Source organism: Nostoc sp. FACHB-152 (assembly GCF_014697475.1).
Lineage (GTDB): Bacteria > Cyanobacteriota > Cyanobacteriia > Cyanobacteriales > Nostocaceae > Nostoc_B.
Genome location: NZ_JACJRV010000164.1, coordinates 1 through 5,026, shown reverse-complemented (window position 1 = coordinate 5,026; position 5,026 = coordinate 1). Strand labels below are relative to the sequence as shown.

The window sequence follows — 5,026 nt, the reverse complement described above, 5'->3', positions numbered from 1 at the left end:
GAGAAGGTAACATTGGTTGGTTTTGGCTCGTTCGAGCGAAGGGAACGCTCCGAACGTGAAGGGCTGAATCCAAAAACCAAGGAGAAAATTACGATTCCAGCCACTAGAGTGCCTGCATTTTCTGCTGGCAAACAGTTCAAAGAAAAAGTAGCACCTTAGCACTACAGATATATTGATCTAAACAGTGTTAATCCAATCGCTCTTGGTTTGGCAGTGTTCGCGTTTGAGGTTTGCGAGAGCCATTGTTGTTAAACAATATGGATTATTTGGTGTTGAATTGCAGATTTGGGGACAAGGCGATCGCTCTTAGGTGTGTACAAGTGATATCGCTCCTCTCAAGCGCAACTGTCCACTGACCGATGCCGATTTAGCCTCCTAAGAACAGTCTTTCAACAAAACTGTTGGGGTCGCGTGAGAGTTGGGGCTGGGCGGACGAGCAAAGCCTATAAAGTTACCGATTCTTTCTTCGCTGTAACCAAAAAAGACCGCCGCACACCTTTAATTTCGCGTGGAGCCAATTGGACAGCATATCGACCGTAATTTGCTCTGATTTCTCCCGGTTGAATAACTGAAGCATTCCAACCGTGAGATGCAAACAACTGTTCTGGTTCATCTGTGCCGAAACGCCAGTGCTTGCTAATCAAGCCATTTTGATGTTTAGCCCCAACCTGCCACGACTTGACGCTGACCAAATCAGCACCCAAGTAACTACCATCTGTACTCAACTGGCTAATCGTGTGGAGTAACTCATTAACTTCTACTTTATTCAAGTACATCAACAGTCCTTCCATTAGCCAAAGTGTAGGTAGGTTAATATCAAAACCCTGTTCTAAAAGCAGATGTGACCAAGGTTGTGTTAAATCAGCAGCGATCGCGCATCGATGGCACTTAGCAGGTTTACCTTGCAAAATCGCTTCTCTGTAATGTATGAGTTCTGGTAAATCTAATTCGTATAAACTAGTCTGGGGTGGGAAGGACAGACGAAATGCTCTTGTGTCTAACCCGACTCCTAGAAAGACAAATTGTTTAATTTCGGGCAACACAGACAAGATGAAGTCATCGAAGAAACGAGTGCGGACTGCAACAAACTGAATGCGAACCGCACTACCAAGGGGGTTATCGCTATCTTGCTGTTCCCATTTCTTACGCCAAGTTTGCCCGGTTTCTCCAGCTAACTGTGCAGCTAACGGATCGTCAAACAGATGGTCTGGCCTGTCAGCTTCTATTGCACGTTTAGTTGCCATTACCAATGCTGTGCGGCAAACTTCATCTTGAATTTCAGGCAGATCATTCATTACTGGGAACTTTAGGAATTATTGTTGCAGTAGCAAGTCAATTGTCTCACCTGTGTTTGTGTGTGGTCTAGTATTAGTTGTAAAAACCGAGTGCTGAATACCTAAATAATTAACGGTAGCCATTAACTAGTAAGTGTTAAAAATCCGTTATGTTAATTTACAAAGCAGCTACAAGAGTAATACTACGCTGCTTTCAAATTGCTCTCAAACCAAAACTTGTTCAATGCTAGAACTTTAGCAGTTAAGTTACGTACTTCATGATAATTTCAAGATTTATCAAGTATTCTTCACTGCTTCTTAAATTGAATCTCCTTATTTATATCATTGTAATAACAGCTTAAGTGATTGATAGTGAAAGAGTAGTTTAAGGAATTGCTTTTTTAGTTTGTGAGTAAGAAATGGGCTGTTAAAAGACTAACAATAAATCTAACATCAGGTGAAGCCGAAAAATTAGAAAAATATTGCTCAACTACAGGGCGGGCAGGAACGGACATTATTCGAGAGTTAGTTCGTTCTTTAACTATTGAACAGACACCTAATGCAGATATCAAATAATAGTTAGGTTTAGAAATCAGGTAAGGCATCCAATGAACGGTAATATAAATATCAGAAGTAACCAGTCTCTTCCTGAAATTACAGGAAAACCTGCTCAGGTGTGGGGTAATATCTTAATTCCTGCTAAAGGACAAATGACTGTCAAAGTAACTGGTGATACTCTTCAAGGTACAGTTAAAACCTACTTAGAGAAGAAAGATACTTGGATAAGGATTCAAAATATAGACTCAGTTGAGACTCAAGAAGCACCTATTTATGCACTGCTAGGTTTAGGAGGTTCTTGCATCTTTTTTGCTTTAGGTTTACTGGCTCATTCTTTTCTGGGAGGCTTAATTATCATCGGGTTAGGGGCTGCTCTAATCATCTATGCAATTACTAATAAAAATCGGTATTTAGCAATTCACAGTCACCGCAACTCAATTGTCATCTTCATGAATAAGTCACCTGAAGTATATCAGCAGTTTGCTATGGGTGTGCTGGCATTATCTCGTAAGTTAAATACACCCAGCAGTATGCAAACAAAGTCTGCTCAAACTCCGGTTCAAGTTAATTGAGTAACTGGCTATGAAAACTCTGCAACAGTCACCAGCGTTAAGAGCGGCATTCCAAGAGAAAATAACTGCGAAAAAGTCTGCTGTACACCAAGAAATTCACCAAGCTTTAGGTGACAGTACATTAGGTGGTCTAGCTTCGTTCATGTATGAGTTTAAGCAAGCTAAAAATCAATTCAAAGGTAGCATGGGTGAGTGGGGTGTATCAGCTATCTTCCAATGCTTTCCTGATACTTGGGTGATGTTCAATAATGCCTTAATCCCTACTAACAAATTTAGTGGTTTAACTGAAATAGACCATTTAATTATAGGTACAAAAGGCATTTTTTTACTAGAAATCAAGACTTGGAAGGGTTCATTTAGCGCATACAACGATAAGTGGAAACGTCGAGAAGGTAGTAATTGGGTAGCAGTAACTACCAGCCCAACGTCTCAAAGTGCTTACCATCAACAGATGTTTGCTCAATGGATAGTTTCTGTAGTTCCCAATCTACCTAATAATTGCGTTTATGCTCCTGTGGTTTTCCCGATTGCCAAATGGTTAGGAGTGAATAATTGTTCAGTGCAAGTTTTCCAAGGTGTACCTGCACTGTTGCAAGCAATGGTTAGCTGTCCTGAGTGTTTGAGTGAACAGCAAATACAGGCAATCGCCTCTGCTGTAGCTAATTATGAGATTCCAGAAAATACGACTCCAACGCCTAAACCAATTCCCAAGCCAAAGCCTATTAAGCGTCAGAATTCTAGCAATTGAGTATTTCTACTTTATTTTTTAGGCAAAACCCAAATAGGCTTATCTACCAGCCAGAACAGGCAGCACATTACAGGTAATATTTATATCTGTAAAAAGGGAATACTAAACATAAAGCATTGTTTTATTTTCATACTATGAATAAACCCAATAATGTAGATAATATAGAGCAAAAACGGCGAAAGTCAATTGGCCTGCATATTTCCCATACCCTAGTTGCTGGTTAAAATCTTTTATTTTAATGATGTTTCTAGGACTAATTACTTTTGTATGTGAGAATTTTATCCGAGTAGGATATGGTGTAGCGAGGATTATAAATAGTCCAGAATTATTCGGTATATTATTAATAACAACTATTCTTTCTCCTATTCTACTTATTGCTTTTACTCATCACTACTTACATCTGATTTTCAGCCGTTTTGTTTCAGAAATTCAAGCACCAGAAATAGGTATTGTAAAAGGATTAGTACCAAAATTAATGAGTTGGTGGGAAGGGTTATATGGTTGGCTAGTAATTGTGTTGTCTTCGTTAGTAGCTGGTTTAGTCTGCACTATAATTTTACCTGTATTTGGGCTAAGTTATGCAAAATCTCCTGAAATTTATATAGGCATTGAAAAGCAAGTTATAGTGATATTTGGGATTATCTGGGTAATTCAAGGTTCGCTTATTTACCAAATTGATTACTTGGTTAGACAGCGTATAATATCTGTATATTCTGATATTAAAAGTTATCAACATAAATAACATAAAAATTAATAAATATTAAAATATTAGCAGAAATAAAACTAATACAAAATCAAACTTAAACATGAAAATAAATACCCAAGCAGTTCAACAAGCAATTCAAATTTCTGATTTTAAAAATCCAAATTTACTTGAGATTGCATTGACTCATCCTTCACGAATTTATGAAAGTCATATAAATCGCCAACAGCAAGATGAACAAGCGCGAGAATATCGAAGATTGTCCATTTTAGGTGATACTATTTTAGCTGCTACTGTAGTTGATTACTTACATAACGAATATGAATTTTTTAACCAAAGTCAAATTACCGATATTAAAAGTAATATTGTAAGTAGGAAAAATTGTTATACGTTTGCCAAAAAGTTAAATTTAAAGACTTTATGTTTGTTAGGAGGAAGTGAACAGAACAAAGGTGAGAATCAGCAAACAGAGCTTTTTGCAGAAATGTTTGAAGCTTTATTAGGGGCAGTATATTTGAATTATGAAAGAGACTTTTCTCTTACTAAGAAATGGCTAATTAAACTTTTTATAAAAGATGCTGTTAATAAAATTAGAAGCTCAGGGCAAATTAAGGAAGAAATGCCCTCAACAGACTGCTTACAAGCTCTTAACTTGATAAATGGTGAGGATTCATATAAATTATGGCAAGAGAAGGAAGAAATTGATGCTTTAGTAGCACAAGATGATAAGTTGCAAAATTTGTTACTCTGGATATGTGAAAAGTCACCTTTGGGTGCTTTTAATTATCAACCTATGCAAATTAGAGGATTTTACATAGCTTTTATACGTGTTTTAGTTTTTGGTTTGCTTCGTAACTGCGATCCAACTATAAATAATAATAGCCAAGTTCGTAATTTTTTTGATAGCTTCAATCGAGTAAATAATCTTGGGCTAGATATTAGTTTAAAATTTAACTATAATTCTGATCCTGCTAATATTATTGCATCAATTTTGTTATTAGATATTGAGCCTGAAATTAAGCAAGCTTTAAAAGAGTTAAAAACAGAATTGCCTAACCCAAAAAAAGATATAAGTAGGTCGGCGGAAAAATTTACAAGTATGTAACAAACAGTTAAGCAGAAGAATAAGAGTTAAATTTTACACGTTGCGTACTGTAGTTTCCCTTGGATG

8 protein-coding genes are annotated in these 5,026 nt (G+C 36.9%); 7 read left to right on the top strand and 1 reads right to left on the bottom strand.

Annotated elements, in window-relative coordinates; genetic code table 11:
- Both H6G76_RS36040 and H6G76_RS37965 read left to right on the top strand, forming a co-directional pair.
- On the top strand, positions 1–159 hold a 159-nt coding region (locus H6G76_RS36040), incomplete at its 5' end, for an HU family DNA-binding protein (RefSeq protein WP_190710894.1).
- 25 nt (positions 160–184) lie between these two features.
- The gene (locus H6G76_RS37965) at positions 185–310 is read left to right on the top strand and encodes a hypothetical protein (RefSeq protein ID WP_277883163.1); all 126 of its coding nucleotides are present in this window, start codon (positions 185–187) and stop codon (positions 308–310) included.
- 133 nt (positions 311–443) lie between these two features.
- On the opposite strand, the gene H6G76_RS36035 is transcribed toward H6G76_RS37965, so the two are convergent.
- Positions 444–1,295, bottom strand: coding sequence for a class I SAM-dependent methyltransferase (locus H6G76_RS36035; RefSeq protein ID WP_190710977.1), 852 nt, complete (start codon positions 1,293–1,295; stop codon positions 444–446).
- A gap of 387 nt (positions 1,296–1,682) precedes the next feature.
- Here H6G76_RS36035 and H6G76_RS36030 point away from each other — a divergent pair, with 387 nt between their 5' ends.
- From H6G76_RS36030 to H6G76_RS36010, 5 genes are all read left to right on the top strand, one after another.
- Positions 1,683–1,850 carry a CopG family transcriptional regulator gene (locus tag H6G76_RS36030; protein WP_190710976.1) on the top strand — a complete coding sequence of 56 codons (168 nt, stop codon included), beginning with the start codon at positions 1,683–1,685 and terminating at the stop codon, positions 1,848–1,850.
- A gap of 32 nt (positions 1,851–1,882) precedes the next feature.
- A complete protein-coding gene (locus H6G76_RS36025; protein ID WP_190710975.1) occupies positions 1,883–2,404 on the top strand; it encodes a hypothetical protein in 522 nt (173 codons plus the stop codon).
- Between the two features lie 10 nt (positions 2,405–2,414).
- Positions 2,415–3,152, top strand: a complete 738-nt coding sequence (locus tag H6G76_RS36020) for a nuclease-related domain-containing protein (protein ID WP_190710974.1) — start codon at positions 2,415–2,417, stop codon at positions 3,150–3,152.
- A 238-nt stretch (positions 3,153–3,390) separates the two neighbouring features.
- Positions 3,391–3,894 (top strand): hypothetical protein, encoded by a 504-nt coding sequence (locus H6G76_RS36015; protein ID WP_190710973.1) that lies wholly within the window; start codon positions 3,391–3,393, stop codon positions 3,892–3,894.
- A gap of 64 nt (positions 3,895–3,958) precedes the next feature.
- Entirely contained in the window at positions 3,959–4,960 is a 1,002-nt protein-coding gene (locus tag H6G76_RS36010) for a ribonuclease III domain-containing protein (RefSeq protein ID WP_190710972.1), read from the top strand.
- Positions 4,961–5,026: the final 66 nt, after the last annotated feature.